The sequence below is a fragment of the Polynucleobacter sp. es-MAR-4 genome (genome assembly GCF_018882055.1).
In the GTDB taxonomy this organism is placed as follows: domain Bacteria; phylum Pseudomonadota; class Gammaproteobacteria; order Burkholderiales; family Burkholderiaceae; genus Polynucleobacter.
The window spans coordinates 181,350-197,075 of the sequence record NZ_JACVPF010000001.1; the positions used below are offsets into that span (position 1 = coordinate 181,350).

General features: G+C 47.3%; 16 protein-coding genes and 1 tRNA gene. 13 read left to right on the plus strand and 4 right to left on the minus strand.

Annotated features, from left to right (window positions below; translation table 11 throughout):
- Positions 1 to 9: 9 nt before the first annotated feature.
- From ICN16_RS00860 to wrbA, 3 genes are all read right to left on the minus strand, one after another.
- A complete protein-coding gene (locus ICN16_RS00860; RefSeq protein ID WP_216133177.1) occupies positions 10 to 195 on the minus strand; it encodes a hypothetical protein in 186 nt (61 codons plus the stop codon).
- A gap of 113 nt (positions 196 to 308) precedes the next feature.
- On the minus strand, positions 309 to 707 hold the full coding sequence (locus tag ICN16_RS00865; RefSeq protein ID WP_216133178.1) for a DUF2069 domain-containing protein: 399 nt from the start codon (positions 705 to 707) through the stop codon (positions 309 to 311).
- Between the two features lie 8 nt (positions 708 to 715).
- Positions 716 to 1,312: an NAD(P)H:quinone oxidoreductase gene (gene wrbA, locus ICN16_RS00870; RefSeq protein ID WP_216133179.1), complete on the minus strand. Its 597-nt coding sequence runs from the start codon at positions 1,310 to 1,312 to the stop codon at positions 716 to 718.
- 30 nt (positions 1,313 to 1,342) lie between these two features.
- On the opposite strand from wrbA, the gene ICN16_RS00875 reads away from it, so the two are divergent.
- The 4 genes from ICN16_RS00875 to ICN16_RS00890 all read left to right on the plus strand — a co-directional run bounded on the left by ICN16_RS00875 (position 1,343) and on the right by ICN16_RS00890 (position 5,055).
- On the plus strand, positions 1,343 to 2,191 hold the full coding sequence (locus ICN16_RS00875) for a YhjD/YihY/BrkB family envelope integrity protein (protein WP_216133180.1): 849 nt from the start codon (positions 1,343 to 1,345) through the stop codon (positions 2,189 to 2,191).
- Positions 2,192 to 2,268: 77 nt separating this feature from the next.
- Positions 2,269 to 2,724, plus strand: coding sequence for a CBS domain-containing protein (locus ICN16_RS00880; protein WP_216133181.1), 456 nt, complete (start codon positions 2,269 to 2,271; stop codon positions 2,722 to 2,724).
- Between the two features lie 42 nt (positions 2,725 to 2,766).
- On the plus strand, positions 2,767 to 3,882 hold the full coding sequence (gene aroC, locus ICN16_RS00885; protein ID WP_216133182.1) for a chorismate synthase: 1,116 nt from the start codon (positions 2,767 to 2,769) through the stop codon (positions 3,880 to 3,882).
- A gap of 15 nt (positions 3,883 to 3,897) precedes the next feature.
- The gene (locus tag ICN16_RS00890) at positions 3,898 to 5,055 is read left to right on the plus strand and encodes an MFS transporter (RefSeq protein ID WP_216133183.1); all 1,158 of its coding nucleotides are present in this window, start codon (positions 3,898 to 3,900) and stop codon (positions 5,053 to 5,055) included.
- 15 nt (positions 5,056 to 5,070) lie between these two features.
- Here the strand turns inward: ICN16_RS00890 and ICN16_RS00895 are convergent, their stop codons facing one another.
- Positions 5,071 to 6,741 (minus strand): electron transfer flavoprotein-ubiquinone oxidoreductase, encoded by a 1,671-nt coding sequence (locus tag ICN16_RS00895; protein ID WP_216133184.1) that lies wholly within the window; start codon positions 6,739 to 6,741, stop codon positions 5,071 to 5,073.
- 206 nt (positions 6,742 to 6,947) lie between these two features.
- Between ICN16_RS00895 and ICN16_RS00900 the strand changes: the two genes are divergently transcribed.
- From ICN16_RS00900 to rplT, 9 genes are all read left to right on the plus strand, one after another.
- Positions 6,948 to 7,646 (plus strand): CoA transferase subunit A, encoded by a 699-nt coding sequence (locus ICN16_RS00900; RefSeq protein WP_216133185.1) that lies wholly within the window; start codon positions 6,948 to 6,950, stop codon positions 7,644 to 7,646.
- A gap of 49 nt (positions 7,647 to 7,695) precedes the next feature.
- Positions 7,696 to 8,346 (plus strand): CoA transferase subunit B, encoded by a 651-nt coding sequence (locus ICN16_RS00905; protein WP_216133186.1) that lies wholly within the window; start codon positions 7,696 to 7,698, stop codon positions 8,344 to 8,346.
- Positions 8,347 to 8,411: 65 nt separating this feature from the next.
- A complete protein-coding gene (locus tag ICN16_RS09920; protein ID WP_216133187.1) occupies positions 8,412 to 10,232 on the plus strand; it encodes an alpha/beta fold hydrolase in 1,821 nt (606 codons plus the stop codon).
- A gap of 15 nt (positions 10,233 to 10,247) precedes the next feature.
- A complete protein-coding gene (locus ICN16_RS00915) occupies positions 10,248 to 12,284 on the plus strand; it encodes a bifunctional (p)ppGpp synthetase/guanosine-3',5'-bis(diphosphate) 3'-pyrophosphohydrolase (RefSeq protein WP_216133188.1) in 2,037 nt (678 codons plus the stop codon).
- Positions 12,285 to 12,302: 18 nt separating this feature from the next.
- A tRNA-Val gene (locus ICN16_RS00920) sits at positions 12,303 to 12,379 on the plus strand.
- Between the two features lie 113 nt (positions 12,380 to 12,492).
- Entirely contained in the window at positions 12,493 to 14,415 is a 1,923-nt protein-coding gene (gene thrS / locus ICN16_RS00925; RefSeq protein ID WP_216133189.1) for a threonine--tRNA ligase, read from the plus strand.
- A 42-nt stretch (positions 14,416 to 14,457) separates the two neighbouring features.
- Positions 14,458 to 14,982 (plus strand): translation initiation factor IF-3, encoded by a 525-nt coding sequence (infC, locus tag ICN16_RS00930; RefSeq protein ID WP_215387895.1) that lies wholly within the window; start codon positions 14,458 to 14,460, stop codon positions 14,980 to 14,982.
- 139 nt (positions 14,983 to 15,121) lie between these two features.
- A complete protein-coding gene (rpmI, locus tag ICN16_RS00935) occupies positions 15,122 to 15,319 on the plus strand; it encodes a 50S ribosomal protein L35 (protein WP_011902674.1) in 198 nt (65 codons plus the stop codon).
- Positions 15,320 to 15,344: 25 nt separating this feature from the next.
- Positions 15,345 to 15,710, plus strand: a complete 366-nt coding sequence (gene rplT, locus ICN16_RS00940) for a 50S ribosomal protein L20 (RefSeq protein ID WP_015421011.1) — start codon at positions 15,345 to 15,347, stop codon at positions 15,708 to 15,710.
- The last annotated feature ends 16 nt before the right edge of the window (positions 15,711 to 15,726 follow it).

Here is a 15,726-nt window from a genome sequence, read left to right on the forward strand (position 1 = left end):
TTAGCGGAATTATTCCGGGTGGAAGTTATTACTTGCCATAAAACTGATGGTGCGCTCAAAGCCCAAAATACGAATGTAACGCCAGGCGATATCGCGGTATTTGCTATCTAAATAGCCAATAGCGTCTTCAGGCGTCCTTTTGGACAAGTCGATCTGTTGAATTGCACGGGCCCAACGTTTGAGTCTTGTTGACATATTTGTCACCTCCATGACCATACAACGCATGGAAAAGTGGCTGAGATGACAGGAATATGTAATATTTTTGAAGAAAACAGCAAAAAATACTTAAATCGATGCTTTTCTAGCTTTTAAGCTTGTTTTTCAAGCTCAGCCAGTTCCTTTTTAGCTGCTTTAGCCCGCGCTTTGATGGGTTTGAGGTAGATAAGTAGGCAAACAAAGGCAACGGTACCTAGGGCGGTTTCTAGGGCAGCCATCCAGAAATTGGCCCCCGTTTCCAGAATGCGGACCAATCCCTCGGTGATATAGAGCAAGACCAGCATGGAAGCCCATTGCATGGTGTAAACATTTCCTCTCCATAGGCCTGGAATGGCAAATAACAGAGGGATGGCTTTCAAAATAAGCCAAGAGCCCCCAGGTCTGAGGGGTGAGATAAACCATTCCCAAGCAATACACAGAATAAATAGATCTACAAAAGCTGCGGTAGCAATCAGCTGATAGGGATTTTTGGAGAGCCAGCTTTTGAGCATGAGTTACCTTAAATAAGTTTGAGTGCTGTTAGTGCTAATCGTTTGCCCTGGGCAATGGCCAGGCGTTGCTCTTCCGCGCTAATGGGGGCTCGGCCATCTGCATGAGCGAGGTGGGTGACGCCGTAAGGGCTGCCGCCAGTTGAAGTGCTCATCAGATCAGGTTCGCTATACGGAATGCCCATAATCATCATGCCATGATGAATCAGGGGAATCATCATGGTGAGGAGGGTGGCTTCTTGGCCACCATGCAAACTGCCAGTACTGGTAAAAACGCAAGCCGGTTTACCAATGAGCGCGCCATTCATCCACTCTGAGGAGCTGCCATCCCAAAAGTATTTCATGGGTGCGGCCATATTGCCAAAGCGAGTAGGGGATCCTAGAGCAAGGCCTATACATTCTTTTAAGTCTGAATACTCAACATAGGGGGCGCCATCCGCTGGGACTGCAGCCTCTGTGGATTCACAAACAGTGGAAATTGCAGGGACGGTTCGTAGTCTGGCGTTAACGCCAGAGACGCTTTCAATACCTTCGGCAATCAGGCGCGCTAAGTCACGTGTTGCGCCGTAGCGTGAGTAGTACAAAACTAAAATGTCAGATTGGCTCATATTCTTCTCTTATCTCTTATGATATGGGCGATGCGCCTCATTCAGAATCCTCAATTATGGCTCTCTCTTGGAAAAGAGATCTGGGAGCGCAATCGCGGTCAAAATCTCAAGCAAGTAGCGGCTAGTTTGGCCTTTACGACTACGCTTGCCTTGGTCCCGATGTTGACCGTAGCCTCCATTTTGATTGGTTACCTACCCAGCGTGGTGCGGATTAAGTATGCCGTCCAGGCTTGGCTGCTTGATACCTATATGCCCGGTGGATTAAATCAGCAGGTCTTTAATTACCTCGATCAATTTTCAACCCAAGCTAAAGGTCTAACCTTGATTGGTTTGGCTGGTCTTGTGATCACTACGATTATGACCATGGCAGTGATTGAGAGCGCCTTCAATCAGATCTTTCGCGTTACCCAAAGTCGACCTATTCTGAAGAAGGTTGCGATCTACTCTGCTGCAACTATCCTGGGCCCCATTCTGCTGGGTATTGGAACTTACTTGAGTGGTCTGTTGTTTAGTGCGGCAGAAGGCTGGACAGAGGCCTTGAGCTTTGGCTTAGGCTTGTTTGCAACAGTGGTACCGGTACTGTTGGCCATGTCGGTATTCTCGGTGGCTTACAAAATTCTTCCGTACGCCCAAATTCAGTGGCGCGATGCTTTGAGTGGTGCCTTCTTTGCCGCATTAACTTTTGAGTTAATGAAGTTTGGCTTCGGCCTCTTTTTGACTAACGTAGCCTTTTATAAAACCGTTTATGGCGCCTTTGCTATTTTCCCTCTGGCGCTTATTTGGATCTACCTCACATGGTGGATTACCTTGGCTGGCGCCGTCCTGGTTGCGAACCTGCCGGATATTCGGAGTGGGGTAGTTAGGGTTATTCGTTACTGAAATGTCTTAATTGACTCTTGATTCCCTTGGGGCTTGAGAATATATTGTCCTTATAAGAACTTATTGCTGGAGACCAAATGAAGGTTTGTGACATATTGCGCGTAAAGGGCAGCACACTATTTACAGTGGCGCCGGACACTGCTTTGCAAACTGCCGTCTTGGTGATGAGCGAGCATGACATTGGCTCCTTAGTAGTAATGGAGTACGACAAGCTCGTAGGTATTCTGACTTTCCGCGAGGTGATTGCTGCATTGGCTAAACACCATGGCAAATTAGATGACCTTAAGGTTCAAAGCGTTATGAATGCCAAGCCGCTCACTTGCAATATGGAAACTGAGATTGATGAGGTTCGTCGGATGATGCTGGTTGAACATGCCCGCTATCTGCCAGTGATTGATCAAAAAATGTTGATGGGCGTGATTTCTTTCTATGATGTGGCCAAATCAGTAGTTGAGGCCCAGGACTTTGAGAACACGATGCTCAAGGCTTATATCCGCGATTGGCCAGAAGAGGCTGAAAAGGCACCCCCTTAAGCGGCCTAGCCTGATAGCCCTGACAAATGACATAATGTCGATATGTCAGGAAATACATTAGGCCTCCTTTTTACTGTCACCACTTTTGGTGAATCCCATGGTCCCGCGATCGGCGCTGTTGTTGACGGCTGCCCTCCGGGTATGTCTCTTTGCGAAGCAGATTTGCAGATTGATTTAGATCGCCGCAAGCCAGGAACTTCGCGTCATGTGACTCAGCGTCAAGAAGCCGATCGGGTTGAGATTCTGTCTGGCGTTTACGAGGGCAAAACAACTGGTGCGCCAATTGGTCTACTCATACGCAATACAGACCAACGTAGCCAAGATTACGGCAACATCCTGCAAACATTTAGACCTGGCCATGCTGACTACGCTTATCACTACAAGTATGGTTTGCGTGATCCTCGCGGTGGTGGCCGTTCTTCAGCAAGATTGACTGCGCCTGTCGTAGCTGCAGCGGCGATTGCCAAGAAGTGGCTCAAAGAGCAATATGGGACTGAGTTTTACGGCTACATGAGCCAGCTCGGTGAAATCGAAATTCCGTTTCAAGATGCGGCGCTCATTGAGAGCAACCCATTCTTTGCTGCCAATGCCGATATCGTTCCCCAGTTAGAGGCCTATATGGATGCGCTGCGCAAAGCAGGGGATTCTTGTGGTGCAAAGATTGAGGTGCGGGCGCGCAATGTTCCTATTGGATTGGGCGAACCTTTATTTGATAAGTTGGATGCGGATATTGCACATGCCATGATGGGCATTAATGCGGTCAAGGGTGTAGAGATTGGTGCTGGCTTTAAATCAGTGGCGCAACGTGGCAGTGAGCATGGTGATGAGCTTCATCCCGATGGTTTTGCTAGCAACCATAGTGGCGGCACCTTAGGCGGTATTAGCACCGGTCAAGATTTGCGCGTATCGATTGCTATCAAGCCAACCTCAAGCATCCTGAGTCCAAAACAGTCGGTTGATTTAGACGGTAAACCAATTACAGTGCAAACCAAAGGTCGTCATGACCCTTGTGTTGGTATTCGTGCAACCCCTATAGCTGAAGCGTTGCTAGCTTTAGTGTTGATTGATCATGCTTTGCGTCATCGTGCTCAGTGTGGTGATGTGAAGCATGCCATTCCGCCAATACCTGCAGCGCGTCCTGGTTCAGTAACAGATTAATTTAAGAAAAAGAAAATGACACCTTCAGTGCGTTGGGCCTTCGGGTCCTTTTTCTTTTTATATTTCGCTTACGTTGGCTTAGTTTCACCATACGCAAGCCTCTTTTTTCTCGATCGAGGTTTTAGCGTTATCGAGATCGCAGTCTTGATGTCCATGCTACAAATTACACGCATAGTCGGACCATTCTCATGGGGCTGGTTATCTGACTACCTATCTGATCGCATTGGCATTATTCGTTTCTGCGCTTGCTTAGCGGCAGTTACTTTCTTATGCATCTTTTTTCTCCAAAGTTATATTGCATTCTTTATTTGGATGTTTGTACTGCACACCATTCTTAGTAGCTTGATGCCCTTGGGTGAGTCAGCCACAGTACATGCCTTATTTAAAGATAATTCTTTTGATAAGCGTTATGGTCGTTTACGTTTATGGGGCTCAATCGGTTTTATCGCAATGGTCTTATTTGCTGGGGAGTTATTTCAGCGCAAAGGCATTGAGCTATATCCCATAGTTGGCGCAGTGATTCTGACCTTCTTGGCGCTGGTTACCTTTCGTTTGCATGAACCCAAAATGGAACGTCGCAAGATGGTCAAGGGGGAGCTCCTGATTGTTTTGTTTAATCCGGATGTGCGTTGGTTCTTGCTCTCCGGATTTTTTATGATCTTTGCACATGCGGCTTTGTATGTGTTCTATTCACTCTACCTAGCCAATCTGGGCTACGACAAATTCCAGATTGGTTTGTTCTGGGCGCTAGGCGTAGCGGCTGAAGTGATCTTCTTTTATTACCAAAGTAAAGTGCTAAGTCGATTGGATCCTGAAGTCGTTTTGCAAATTGCTTTTGGTATAGGCGTATTTCGATTTATCTTAATTGCATTTTTCCCTGTTACTTGGGTGCTGATTCTGGCTCAGCTCATGCATGCAGGTACATTTGGCGCCCACCATAGTGCAGCCACCAAGCTATTGCAACGCTGGTTTACTGGACCATTGCAAGCGCGAGGGCAGGCCTTAATGGCAACGGTATCTTATGGCCTGGGTGGAACGCTAGGTGGCTTGGTTGCGGGCTGGCTCTGGGAGGCTTCCCAGCCGCGCAATGTGTTTGTGATGGCTGCTTTAGCCTGCGGTCTAGCGGGTATGGCGATTGGGAAGCTACGTCCCCGTCGCTACCCAGCTAGATAATGAACGCGATTGCCTTTACATTGATCCGTAGTTAGGGCCACCACCACCTTCTGGGGTAATCCAAATAATGTTTTGGCTTGGATCCTTGATGTCACAAGTTTTGCAGTGGACACAGTTTTGCGAATTGATTTGCAACTGAGGCTGCCCATCTTTTTCTACGTATTCATAAACTCCAGCAGGGCAGTAACGTTGTTCTGGACCTGCATAAGTCTTGAGATTCAGGTTCACCGGTACTGATGTATCTTTTAAAGTGAGGTGAATTGGTTGATTCTCAGCATGATTCGTATTGGAAATAAATACGGATGAGAGTCGATCAAAAGTTATCTTGCCATCCGGCTTTGGGTAGTCAATCGGCTGATGCTGTGCTGCCGGCTCTAAGCATTCATGATCAGCATGCTTTAAATGAATAGTCCAAGGCATGTTGCCGCCCAGAAGCTTTTGCTCTAAACCAACCATCAGGGTTCCGAGATACAGTCCTTTAGACATCCATGGCTTAAAGTTGCGTGCTTGACTGAGCTCGGTATGTAGCCAGCTATTTTTAAAGGCGCTTGGATAGGCAGCCAATACATCAGCAGAGCGATTCTCAGCAAGCGCAGCTACCGCAGCTTCAGCGGCAAGCATGCCCGTCTTAATGGCCGCATGACTTCCTTTAATGCGTGATGCATTTAGGAAACCAGCATCACAACCAATCAATGCGCCGCCAGGGAAAACAGTCTTAGGTAAGCTATTTAAGCCGCCAGCTGTGAGTGCTCGAGCGCCGTAGGCAAGACGTTTGCCGCCTTCAAAGGTTTCGCGAATCTTTGGATGCAACTTATAGCGCTGAAATTCTTCAAAAGGAGAGAGGTAGGGGTTCTTATATGAAAGGCCTACTACCAGACCTACTGCAACTTTGTTATCGCCTAAGTGGTACAAGAATGAGCCGCCATAGGTATCGCTCTCTAAGGGCCAGCCTGCGGTATGAACTACCAATCCAGGCTTGCTCTTGGAGGGTTCTACTTCCCATAACTCTTTAATGCCAATACCGTAGCTTTGTGGGTCAACATCTTTATCTAAAGAAAACTTAGCAATCAGTTGTTTGCCTAAGTGACCGCGTGAACCCTCGGCGAACAGGGTGTACTTAGCACGCAACTCCATGCCGAGTTGAAATTGATCGGTAGGTTGACCATCTTTATCCAGACCCATTGCGCCAGTAATGACGCCACAAACTGCGCCTTGGTCGTTATATAGAATTTCTGCAGCTGGAAATCCAGGAAATATTTCAACGCCGAGATTCTCGGCTTGCTGACCAAGCCAGCGAGTCACATTAGCTAGGCTGACGATATAGTTACCCTCATTCTTAAAGCAATGGGGCAGCATCCAATTTGGAACTTGAAACGAATTCTCTTTTGTTAAAAATAAAAACTGGTCTTGAGTCACTTCAGTATCTAGTGGTGCACCCAGCTCCTTCCAGTTGGGGAACAGCTCAGTGAGAGCCTTAGGATCCATAACTGCGCCAGAAAGGATATGTGCGCCAATCTCCGATCCTTTTTCCAAAACGCAGACACTGATTTCTTTGCCTGATTCAGTTGCAAGCTGTTTTGCTTTAATCGCTGCGGATAGACCTGCTGGACCACCTCCGACGATGACTAGGTCATAGTCCATAGACTCTCTTGGTCCAAACTGTTCGAGTAATTCCTGGGCAGTCATTTCATTTCTCCGGCAGTACTTATCAATAGGGTGCTCAAGGGATTTTCAGCATTTTTAGTATTTCTACTGTTTCTGTAGCCTTAAATCACTCCTATAGTTTAGTTCTAAGCCATAAAAACCAGTTTGGTGCTCAATGCTAATGGGCTTGGGAGGTTAAAGCGTTATGATTACTTTTTTACCCTTTTTGGCAATATTAGGACGAATTTATGAATAAAACTTACCCATCAGCTGTCGATGCCCTGCGGGATATCTTGAAGGATGGCCAGAAGCTTGCTGTTGGCGGTTTTGGTTTATGTGGCATTCCTGAGGCCTTGATTCAAGCGGTGAAAGATCTTGGTGCGCAGAATCTGACGGCAATTGCTAATAACGCCGGGGTAGATGGTTTTGGTTTGGGTTTGCTACTGAACTCAAGACAAGTAAAAAAGATGGTTGCATCCTATGTGGGTGAGAACAAAGAATTTGAGCGTCAGTTTTTGGCTGGTGAACTTGAGTTGGAATTTACTCCGCAAGGAACCTTGGCAGAAAAGTTGCGCGCAGGTGGTTGCGGCATTCCTGCTTTCTATACCAAAACAGGTGTAGGTACATTAGTTGCCGAAGGTAAAGAAGAAAAAGAATTCGACGGTGAGCGCTACATCATGGAGCGTTCAATTGTTTCTGACATCTCTCTCGTGAAAGCGTGGAAGGCTGATAAGTCTGGTAACTTGGTTTATCGCTATACGGCACGTAACTTCAATCCAGTAGTCGCAATGGCTGGCAAGATCACCGTTGCCGAAGTGGAAGAGATTGTAGAGAACGGTGAATTGGATCCAGATGAGATTCACACACCAGGCATCTATGTGCATCGCTTAGTGCTCAACACTACGCCCGAGAAGCGTATTGAGCAACGCACTTTGTCTGCAGCCTGATCCCATACCCGCCATATAAAAACAGTACAGAATACTTAGGAAAATCGATATGCCTTGGAATAGAGATGAAATGGCGGCACGTGCCGCTAAAGAATTAAAGGATGGTTACTACGTCAATTTGGGTATTGGCATGCCAACCCTAGTGGCTAACCACGTTCCAGAAGGAATGGAAGTGTGGCTCCAGTCTGAAAATGGTTTATTGGGTATTGGACCGTTCCCAACCGAAGCAACAATTGATGCCGATTTAATTAATGCGGGCAAGCAAACCATTACTACTTTGCCAGGCTCTTCAATCTTTTCATCTGCGGATTCATTTGGAATGATTCGTGGTGGAAAAATTAACATTGCCATTTTGGGCGCAATGCAGGTGAGTGAACATGGCGACTTGGCTAATTGGATGATCCCGGGCAAGATGGTGAAGGGTATGGGCGGCGCCATGGATTTGGTCGCTGGTGTAAAGCATGTGGTTGTTCTGATGGAGCACGTTGCCAAGAAAAAAGATGGCACAGAAGAGATCAAGATCTTGCCTAAGTGCACATTGCCATTAACTGGTGTGGGTGTTATTAGCCGCATCATTACTGACCTTTGCGTGCTGGATATCACGCCTAAGGGCTTAAAGTTGGTAGAGTTGGCTCCTGGTGTGACTAAAGAAGAAGTGCTATCTAAAACAGGCGCTCCGGTAGATACAACGGGTTTCTAACCTTTTCGACTAGATAGTGAAATAATGGGGTCAATGACCCCATTTCTATTTCTAAAGAGTCTTTTATGAGTGCTGTAGATCATTCGCTTCATGCACACAAGCAGGGTGATGCTAAGCATTCCCACGCCAAGCAGGTATCCAATCAAAACCTTCTTCTCATTGCTTTAGTTCTGACTTTAGGTTTTTCTGGGGTTGAAGGTGCGGCAGCCTATTTTGCCAATTCCTTAGCTTTGATTTCTGATGCTGGTCATATGGTGACCGATGCAGCAGCCCTTGGTCTTGCATTACTGGCGCAAATTATTTCTCGTCGACCTCCATCACCTAAACATTCTTTTGGGTTCGGTAGGGCTGAAGCCCTAGCAGCATTTGTTAATAGCATTGCGATGTTGGCCCTAGTAGTCTGGATCATGGTGGAGGCTATTAGTCGCTTCTATGATCCACATAAGGTCGATGGCTTAACCGTTACTGTGGTTGCGGCCATTGGTCTGGTAATGAATATTGTTGTGGCTTGGGTGTTGTCGCGTGACAAGAAGAGCGTGAATACTCGTGCCGCATTGGTTCATGTGATGGGTGATCTATTGGGCTCTATTGCCGCCTTAATTGCTGGTGTGGTGATTCAGTTAACTGGCTGGATGCCGATTGATGCAATCCTCTCTATTTTGGTTTCGCTTCTGATCTTGAAGTCTACCGTTTCCATCTTGCGTGAGTCCTATCACTTCTTGATGGAGGGAGTGCCTTTGCATATTGATTACCTACAAGTGGGTAGCGACCTTAAAAAAGTTCCTGGTGTATTAGCTGTTCACGATTTACACGTCTGGGAAATGACACCTAGCTTCCCAGCCTTGATTGGCCATATTGAAATTGAAAATATTGCGGAGTGGCCAGACATTATGGCGCGCATCAATACGATGCTCCTAGATAAGCATGGTATTGATCATGTGACTCTGCAGCCAGAGGTGGCGGGGATGGTGGATGAGCATACTCACGATGAACACCTCAATGAAGAGGTTAAGAAGCCAAATGTGACTCATCATGGTGATACCTTCTACGTTACTTGCACCAGTCCTGACGGCCCACATCGTATGGCTTATCACGCCTGGGGCAATCCGAATAATCCTAAGGTATTAGTTTGCGTCCATGGCTTGACTCGCAGAGGTAGTGATTTCAAAACCCTTGCTGAGGCGATGAGTAACGACTACTACGTTGTCTGTCCTGATGTAGTCGGAAGAGGTGACTCTGATCGCTTGAAGAACCCAATGCTCTATGCCGTGCCTCAATACGTTGCAGATATGGCAAGTTTAATTAAGCAGCTTGGTGTTTCACAGGTGGATTGGTTTGGAACATCGATGGGCGGTCTGATTGGGATGGTCTATGCCTCAATGCCAAATAATCCGATTCGCCGCATGCTGATTAATGATGTGGGTCCACGGATTGAGCCTGAGGCAATTAAACGTTTAGGTTCGTACGTTGGCCAACCCTTTAGCTTTGCTAATCGCTCAGATGCTTTGCAGCGCCTTAATGAAATCTGCGCATCATTTGGTAGTCATACGCCAGAAGAGTGGGAAATTTATAACGGTCCAATGCTTATGCAAAAAGATGGGCTGTGGGTAATGCACTATGACCCAGATATATCTGTACCGTTTGCATCAGTCAATCCAATTATGGCTAAGGCTGGAGAGTTGGCGATGTGGCATGCCTTCAAACAAATTCACATACCCATGCTGATCGTGCGAGGTGGTGAATCGGATTTACTCTCAGCGAAAACAGTAGCGGAGATGTGTAAGGTTAATCCTTACATTCGGAGTATTGAAATACCAGGGGTAGGGCATGCACCTGCTTTTGTGAAGTCAGAACAAGTTGCTCTAGCAAAAGAATTCTTTAGTTAAGGATTTTAGTTACCCATGTCCAATGCTGGCAATGTCTCTGAGAACATCAAAATCATTGATGGCTGGTATGGCGAGCCTTCTGAAAAGCATGCTGCTGGCGTCCTAAGTATTCTCAAGCAGTTGCATCTTGATGAGGCTACGCTAACTGCCGCAAATAATATCGCGCGCACCCATGGCAAAGAAGCCCTCATCAAACTCATTGGAGAGGAGTCAGCTAGGCTTCTGATTGGATACCGCGGCCTAAGGCAGGCTCAAGCCAAACTAGTGCGCAATGATGGTGGTCTGAGTATTTCTGGGCAAGAGGAAATGCTCAGAAAAATGTTGCTCGCCTTTGGTGATGATTTACGCGTTGTTCTGATCTATCTTGCTTCTCGCTTGCAGACCTTGCGTTGGATTACCCAAGAAAAGATGGAGATGCCAAAAGCCTGGGCGCAAGAGATCCTCAATATAGATGCATCACTCGCTAATCGTCTTGGTATTTGGCAAATGAAATGGGAGATGGAGGACTTGGCGTTTCGAGTTCTATCTCCGGGGATCTATCGTGACATTGCCAAGATGTTGGATGGCAAGCGCATTGAACGTGAATCTTTTATTGAACAGATTGTCAGAAGACTCAAAGAAGAATTAGATTCCGCGCATATTCATGGTGAGGTTCAGGGTCGCCCAAAGCACATCTACAGTATTTGGAAAAAGATGCAGGGCAAGTCACTCGATTTTGCTAACCTCTATGACGTCAGAGCATTTAGAGTTTTAGTAGATGATGTGAAATCCTGCTACGCCATCTTAGGAATTGTGCATAACGTCTGGCAGCCCGTGCCACGTGAATTCGATGACTATATTGCAAGGCCCAAACCCAATGGCTACCAATCTTTGCATACCGTAGTGATGGATGAGCATGGCACTGCCTTTGAGATTCAGGTGCGCACCAATGAAATGCATCAACAGGCTGAGTATGGATTGGCTGCGCACTGGCGCTATAAAGAGGGCGCCTATGTCGGTGCGGCAACACCGCCAAAAAATAAATCCGCATCCAATAGCGCAAACACTCCAAACCCAAATCATCAAACTGGCACACATAGTGCAGCAGTAGCCTATGAGCGTCAGATTGCTTGGGCAAGGCAGCTGATCTCCTGGAAAGAAGATGCCTGGGAGCAATTGAAGCACCATGAAATTGATGACCATATTTATGTGCTAACTCCGCTCGGAAAAGTAATTTCATTGGAGAAGGGCTCTTCACCAATCGACTTTGCATATGCGGTTCATACCGATCTGGGTCACCGCTGCCGTGGTGCTCGGGTTGATGGCGCGATGGTGCCATTGGATACGCCACTGCAAAATGGCCAGACAATTGAAATCATTGCCGTGAAGCATGGTGGTCCCTCACGTGATTGGATAAGTCCTAATCGCAATTACTTGCGCTCACAGCGTGCCCGCACGCGTGTGCGGACTTGGTTTAATGCCTTGGATGATGAAGAGGCAGGAGCTAAGCCTGCTGATATCAAAACAGAGCAAAAGCCAGAGGCCAAGCCAATCGCACCAGCTCCAGAAATTATTCTTAAGCAAAGTACCCGCAAACATGGTCAAGCGGGTGATGTGTTGGTTGTTGGGGTAGATTCATTGCTGACCCAGTTAGCGCGTTGCTGCAGACCGGTTCCACCGGATGCAATCGCAGGTTTTGTAACTCAAGGCCGCGGCGTATCGATTCATCGCCGATCTTGCAAAACCTTTAGAGGTCTATTGGAGCGCGCCCCCGAGCGTGTCATACAGACTGCTTGGAATGAGCCTGGGACTGAAGCAACGACCGGAAATGATGCAAAGCGAGTGTTTCCTGCTGATTTAGCAGTAACTGGGCTAGACCGTCCTGAGCTTATGCGCGAGTTGTTTGAAATTCTGACTAGACAGGGCGTCCACGTCATAGACCTGCGTAAATCAGCCAAGAGGGGTCTCGCTCAAATCCTATTGACTGTGGAAATTAAAGACTCAGAAGCCTTACGTTTGGTTCAAAACAGTCTGGAAGAGGTCAAAGGGGTGACCCAGGTACGCCGCCGGTGATAAACTCTATGGCTATATAGGCTCGTAGCTCAGCTGGTTAGAGCACCACCTTGACATGGTGGGGGTCGTTGGTTCGAGTCCAATCGAGCCTACCAACGAATAAAGACCCAAAAGTGCGCGGTTGCCGAAAAGCTACCGCGCTTTCTTTTTGGTGGATGTTATGCAGTACATCAGTCAATGGACTGAATCTTAATAAGATGGGGTGGTCATGCTTGTAGTTACTCTGCCAGATGGATCTAAACGTGAGTTTGATGCTCCCGTTCGTGTGCTTGATGTCGCTCAAAGCATTGGAAGCGGTCTTGCCAAAGCTGCCCTTGGTGGCATTGTTGACGGCAAGATGGTTGATGCCAGTTTTGTTATCGACAAAGATAGTCGGCTGGCAATCATTACCGATAAAAGTCCAGAAGCTCTCGAGATTGTTCGTCACTCCACTGCGCACTTGCTGGCCTATGCCGTTAAAGAGCTCTTCCCAGAAGCACAAGTCACTATTGGCCCTGTAATCGAAAACGGTTTCTATTACGATTTCTCTTTCCATCGCGCATTCACGCCAGAGGACTTGGTAGCGATTGAAAAGAAAATGGCTGAGTTGGCTAAAAAAGATGAGCCAGTCATTCGTACAGTGATGCCTCGCGATGAAGCGGTAAAGTTTTTTAAAGACCAAGGCGAAAACTACAAAGCAGAAATTATTTCTAGTATTCCGCAGGGCGAGGATGTTTCTTTGTATGCCGAAGGTAAGTTCACTGACTTATGTCGTGGACCACACGTGCCATCTACCGGCAAGCTCAAGGTGTTCAAGCTTCTCAGCGTTGCTGGTGCTTACTGGCGTGGTGATAGTAAGAATGAGATGTTGCAGCGTATCTACGGCACAGCTTGGTTGAAAAAAGAAGATCAAGATGCCCATTTGCATATGCTCGAAGAGGCTGAGAAGCGCGACCACCGTCGCCTTGGTAAGTTCTTGGACTTATTTCACTTTCAACCTGAAGCGCCTGGTTTAATTTTCTGGCATCCAAAAGGCTGGTCGATTTGGCAAGAGGTTGAGCAGTACATGCGCCGCGTTTATCAACGCGAAGGCTACCAAGAAGTGAAGGCCCCACAAATTCTCGATCGTGGTCTTTGGGAAAAGTCTGGTCACTGGGACAACTACAAAGAAAACATGTTTACGACGGAGTCGGAGAATCGCGCTTATGCATTAAAGCCGATGAACTGCCCAGGACATGTTCAGATTTTTAACTCCGGCTTACATAGCTATCGTGAATTGCCATTGCGTTATGGCGAGTTCGGTCAGTGTCACCGCAATGAACCGTCAGGCGCATTACATGGCTTGATGCGCGTACGTGGCTTTACCCAAGATGATGGTCATATTTTCTGTACCGAAGATCAGATTCAGTCAGAAGTAGCCGCATTTGATAAGGCAGTTCGCGACGTCTACAAAGATTTTGGATTTACTGAGGTTGCCGTCAAGCTGGCCTTGCGTCCAGCTAAACGCGTTGGTGACGATGCTATTTGGGATAAAGCAGAGGCTGCCTTGCGTGGCGCCTTGACTGCTTCTGGCCAAGAATGGGAAGAATTGCCAGGCGAGGGCGCTTTTTACGGTCCGAAGATCGAGTACCACCTCAAGGACTCCATTGGACGTACTTGGCAGTGCGGCACGATTCAGGTCGATTTCTCGATGCCAGCCCGTTTAGGCGCCGAATACGTCACCGAAGAGAACACCCGCAAGGCGCCAGTTATGCTCCATAGGGCAATCGTGGGCTCTTTAGAGCGTTTTATTGGCATTTTGATCGAAAACCACGCTGGAAACATGCCGGTTTGGCTTGCCCCAACCCAGGCTGTAGTCCTCAATATCTCGGATAATTCCGCTGCATACGCACAAAAAGTCCAGCAATCTCTGAAAAAACAAGGGTTTAGAGTCGAATCGGATTTGCGGAATGAGAAAATTACGTATAAAATACGCGAGCACGCATTACAGAAGCTCCCATTTTTGTTAGTTGTAGGGGATAAAGAAGCAGAAAGTAATTCGGTGGCCGTTCGTGCCCGTGGCGGAGTGGATTTAGGTGTAATGCCTCTTGATGCCTTCGTTGCCCGACTCCAGCAGGATATTTCCCAGAAAGTCGGACCCGAGCCTAGCTAGGGGTGGAATGGTTTTTATTGTTTTTTTAAAGGAATTAAGAAGATCGCTACTGATAAATCGCAGCGCATAAACCGGGAGATTACTGCTCCTGAAGTGCGTCTGATTGGACTAGATGGAGAACCCATCGGTGTAGTTAAGTTGAGTGAAGCCTTGGCTTTAGCAGAAGAGAAAGAGACCGATTTGGTTGAAATTGCTCCGACAGCTGTGCCACCTGTAGTCCGCATCATGGACTTCGGCAAATTCAAGTACCAAGAAGCCAAACGTTTGCATGAAGCTAAGCTCAAGCAAAAAGTGATTCAGGTGAAGGAAGTTAAATTCCGTCCCGGCACAGATGATGGTGACTATGGTGTGAAGCTACGCAATCTAATCCGCTTTTTGGAAGATGGCGATAAGACAAAGATTACGCTGCGGTTTCGGGGTCGTGAAATGGCCCACCAAGAAATCGGAGTCAGAATGTTGGAGCGTTTGAAGTCAGACCTGATTGAGTACGGTCAAGTAGAACAGTTTCCAAAGATGGAAGGCCGCCAGATGGTGATGGTATTGGCTCCCATCCGTAAGGCTAAGTAATAAGCCAAATCGCAAGATTGGGTTTGTTGTTTAAGTAGGGAGGGGTCGCAAGACTCTGGTAGTTAGAAGTGCTTCTAGGTACAGGAAGCGTAACCGTCGGTTACCACCTAAGTTGCACATGCAGAAGAAGGGGTGCTTTATGCCCAAGATGAAGAGCAAGAGTAGCGCTAAAAAGCGCTTCACGGTTCGCGCAGGCGGAACGATCAAACGAGGTCAGGCTTTCAAACGCCACATCCTCACCAAGAAGACCACAAAGAACAAGCGTCATTTGCGTGGTTCCACAGAAGTTGCGAAGGCAGACGTTAAGTCAATTCGCTCCATGCTTCCATACGCTTAACCTCAGACTAGATTAGGAGAAATAAATGCCAAGAGTCAAACGTGGGGTTACAGCAAGAGCCCGTCATAAGAAAATCACCGATGCCGCAACAGGCTATCGTGGACGTCGTAAAAATGTATTCCGTATTGCTAAGCAAGCAGTTATGCGTGCTGGTCAATATGCATACCGTGACCGTCGCAACAAGAAACGTGTATTCCGCGCATTGTGGATTGCTCGTATCAACGCGGCAGTTCGTCAGCATGACATGACCTATAGCGTATTCATGAATGGTATGAAGAAAGCTGCGATCGAACTCGACCGCAAAGTGCTTTCCGATATGGCCATTGCTGACAAAGCGGCTTTCGCTGCTTTGGTTACTCGGATCAAATCCGTAGTAAGCGCTGCAGCTTAATTCTTAGTTTATTTAA